We start from the raw sequence: 658 nt of genomic DNA, 5'->3' as shown, positions 1-658 counted from the left end.
TTTATAAAAAAGGAAAAGTATTTAAAACTAAGAAATATCCATCATGTTTNAGNTTGTTTGATATTGAGAAAAGGGTTCTTAAATATGAAAATAAGTATGTTAAAGATAATTGCATAATTAATTAAAATTAGATCTCTTGCGAAAGTATCATTTTTGATGATTTTGAATNCTAATGATTCTTGAAAAATCATAGCTTATAGCCATGCAAATTTTGACTTTCGCAAGAGGTCTATTGATCATGTAATTAATTTTGGGTATTAAAAGGGCTTTGTTGTATAAATAAAATTAAATCAGAGATCCTCCAACTTTGTAAATTCATGCAACAGAGCATAAGCTTAATCGCTGCCAATGAGAAAATTCCAAATGCATATGGCTCTGTGAAGTTATACAACATATCCAAAAAAGCAATTTGCTCTTATGCATGGAATGAAAGTTTAAATAGCAGTAGCTTGACACATTACACATATCCTGAGTATCCAAATCTTGGTAAAGGCCAAAAATTGCTTGCTGCATTTTCAAAATTGGATGAAGATGGAAAGCAGGAAATAATATATACATATTTCTTGAGAACTGAAGAAAGTAATAGATATATTACAGAAATGGTACCACCATTTATTACAGGGGAAGATGAAAATTGGTATTTAACAGAAGGTGAAAT

General features: G+C 29.2%; 1 pseudogene. It reads left to right on the top strand.

From position 1 onward, the window contains the following. Positions 1–317 precede the first annotated feature (317 nt). Positions 318–658 (top strand): annotated as a pseudogene (locus KPC_RS20225) (hypothetical protein); the annotation flags it as partial.

It is taken from the genome of Acinetobacter stercoris (assembly GCF_900323515.1).
Taxonomy (GTDB): Bacteria; Pseudomonadota; Gammaproteobacteria; order Pseudomonadales; family Moraxellaceae; genus Acinetobacter; species Acinetobacter stercoris.
The sequence above is the reverse complement of the archived record's forward strand: the minus strand, read 5'-3'. Positions and strand labels throughout refer to the sequence as shown.